Source organism: Formivibrio sp. oc-25, from assembly GCF_055810895.1.
Map to the genome: position 1 here is coordinate 1 of NZ_JBVVOL010000066.1, position 2944 is coordinate 2944.

The 2944-nt window shown below is 58.9% G+C and carries 3 protein-coding genes; all 3 read right to left on the bottom strand.

Annotation, left to right across the window (positions count from 1 at the left end; translation table 11 throughout):
- Nucleotides 1–1272, bottom strand: a 1272-nt coding sequence (locus AC0KVQ_RS16225) for a TRAP transporter large permease (RefSeq protein WP_473422236.1), incomplete at its 3' end; no start/stop codon positions are given.
- Nucleotides 1269–1781, bottom strand: a complete 513-nt coding sequence (locus AC0KVQ_RS16230) for a TRAP transporter small permease (RefSeq protein WP_473422237.1) — start codon at nucleotides 1779–1781, stop codon at nucleotides 1269–1271. The genes AC0KVQ_RS16225 and AC0KVQ_RS16230, both read right to left, overlap by 4 nt.
- A gap of 110 nt (nucleotides 1782–1891) precedes the next feature.
- Complete coding sequence (locus AC0KVQ_RS16235) at nucleotides 1892–2908, bottom strand: sialic acid TRAP transporter substrate-binding protein SiaP (protein ID WP_473422238.1); 1017 nt, start codon at nucleotides 2906–2908, stop codon at nucleotides 1892–1894.
- Nucleotides 2909–2944: the final 36 nt, after the last annotated feature.

Genomic DNA, 2944 nt, shown 5'->3' on the forward strand with positions numbered 1-2944 from the left:
CTGAGGTAGCCAGAGGATGGTTTGTGGGAAGAAGGTCATGATGAGCAGGGCGATGAGCAGCAGGATCAGGAACGGTACCGACTCGCGGATCATGCCCTTGAGCGAGGTTCCTGTCAGCGCATTGATCACGAACAGCAGCATGCCAAACGGCGGGGTCACCAGGCCGATCATCATGTTGACCACTACCACCACGCCAAAGTGCACCAGATCCACTCCGAGCAGCTTGGCCGCCGGAATCAGCAATGGAACCAATACCAGCAGCATGGTCGAGGTATCCAGGAAACATCCGAGTACCAAAAAGATCAGGTTGGCCAGCAACAGGAATTCCAGCTTGCTGAACTCATGCGCCATGAACCAGTTGGCCACCAGATCCGGAATCTGCTCGGCGGCAATGGCGTAGTTCATGATGAAGGCACTGGCCACGATCAGGGTAACCGAGGCACTCTGGCGCAATGATTCCTGCAACACGTGCCACATGCGCTGCCAGCTCAGGCTGCGGTAGTAGATCGTCAGGATGATCGCATGCATGGCCGCCACCGCGGCCGCTTCGGTCGGGGTGAACACCCCGGTGTAGATCCCGCCCAGCAACACAATCGGCAAGGTCAGCGGCAGGAAGCCTTGTGCCACGATGCGCGGCACATCGGCCAGTTTCGGGCGTTCCTCGCGCGGGAAGTCATGGATGCGCGCCAGGATATAGACACCGATCATCAGCGAGATCGCCATCATGAACCCCGGGATCACCCCGGCCAGGAACAGTGCGCCAACCGAAGAACCGGAAACCAGTGCATAGATGACCAGCGGGATCGACGGCGGAATGATCGGACCGATGGTCGAGGAACAGGCCGTGATGGCACCGGCGAATTCCGGCGTGAAGCGCTTCTTGTCGGTCATCATGCGGATCGACACCAGGCCGGGGCCGGCCGCATCGGCAATGGCGCTGCCGCTCATGCCGGAGAAGATCACGCTGACGATGATGTTGACATAGGCCAGCCCGCCGCGGAAATGCCCGACCAGGGCAATGGCCATGGCAAACAGTTTTTCGCTGATGGCGCCGGCATTCATGATGCTGGCGGCCAGGATGAACAAAGGCACGGCCAGCAGCACATAGCTGTTGTAGAGGCCATTGAGCACTTGCTCGGCCATCAGGCCCACGTCCTGGCCCTTGGCAATCAGATAGGCAATGCCGCCGGCGAGCATGCCAAACGAAATGGGCGCGCGCAGCAACATGGTGCCGCCCATGATAACCAGCATAAGGATGAGGGGGGTGCTCATTCTACGGACTCCGCATTATGGGGATCATGGGGGACAATGCCGACTTCGCGCGGCCAGCCTGCACCGCACAGGGTGACCAGCTTGCGTATGTAAAACAGGCCGATCGACAACAGGAACAGCACAAAGGCGGCATATACCACGCCGAATGGAACGCCGAGTACCGGCGTGTCTTCGCGCAGCATGAAGCTGACATAGCTCCAGGAGGCGGGAATCGCCCACAGGAACAGGCCGCCGATGATGAGCGAATACAGGATCGAGAACGCACGCTTGCCTTGGGGCGGCAGGTGTTCGTAGATGATATCGAGCATGACGTGGTCCTTTTCCTTGAGCAGGAAAGCACCGGCCCAGAACATGCTGAATACATACAGGATCACAATCAGTTCATCACTCCAGGTCAGCGGCTTGTTGAACACAAAGCGCAAGACCACCTGCAGGATGAAGGTGAGAAACAGCACACCGTAGCTGAGCGTACCGATGAAATCGGCGCTCTTCTTCAAAAATCGGAACATGATGACCTCGGGACGGAACGGTCAGGCAATGTCGGGATCTGGCAGACAGCCCTCGCGGGCCGTCTGTCTCTGGATACCAATACGGGCAGGCGCAGCCGCCTGCAGACTACTTACTTGACGGCATTGATGCGCTCGAGCAAACCCTTCGGCCAGATCTTGGCGTAGTCGGACTGCTGGTACTTGTCCTGCACCGCCTTGCGGAAAGCCGCCACATCCGGCACCACCACCTTCAGGCCATCTTTCTTGAACTGCTCAACATCATCGGCCTCATCCTTGAGCCGGTTCACGTTGTTGTACTGCGCTGCTGCCTGGGCCGCTGCCTTGATCTTTTTCTGCTGATCCGGCGTGAACTTGTTGAAAGTCTTGGTGGCGTAGGACAGGAAGATGCCATCGACCAGGTGGCTGGTCATGACGATCTGCTTGCTCACTTCGTAGAACTTGGCCGCGCGTGCGCTTGGCAGCGGGTTGTCCTGACCATCGATCGTGCCGGTCTTGAGCGCCAGATAGACTTCACCGAAGGCCAGTGGCGTCGGCGTAGCACCGAGGGCTTCGCCCAGGAACAGCCATTCCTTGGAAGCCGGCATGCGCAGCTTGATGCCCTTCATGTCGGCCGGGGTCTTGATGTCCTTGGTATCGCGCAGCATCACCTGGCGTGTACCCAGATAGGCAGTCGCCAGCGGGGTGACTTCCATCTTGTCGATCACCAGCTTGAACATCTCGTCGCCGATCGGGCCGTTGAACACCTTCTGCTGGTGATCGGGATCGCGAATGATGTAGCCAGCGGTGAAGATCGAGAATTCCGGCACGATCTTGGAGATGTCCTGGGCCGAAATGGCAGACATTTCCAGATTGCCGCGTGCCATGGCGGTCGGCTCGGTGCCTTGTTTGAACAGTGCGGCGTTGAGGTGGATCTGTACGTCGAATTCGCCCGGTGCGGATTTCTCGAGTTCATCCTTGAACACAGTCCACATCTTGGCGTGCCAGTCGGCCGGCACGGCCGGGGTGGAAATGCGGATCACCTGCTTGGCCAGCGCTGCCGGCGAAGCCAGGGCCATCCCGAGCGCCATCGCTACCGATACACCACCCAGACCCGCTACCTTGAATACCTGCTGCATTCCTCTCTTCATCTCAACTTCTCCTTCTCCACTTCGCGTTGGACAGGG

Excerpts from the sequence above, each read along its gene's own strand:
- AC0KVQ_RS16230 (WP_473422237.1), bottom strand. The coding sequence starts at position 1,781 with ATGTTCCGATTTTTGAAGAAGAGCGCCGATTTCATCGGTACGCTCAGC.
- AC0KVQ_RS16235 (WP_473422238.1), bottom strand. The coding sequence starts at position 2,908 with ATGAAGAGAGGAATGCAGCAGGTATTCAAGGTAGCGGGTCTGGGTGGT.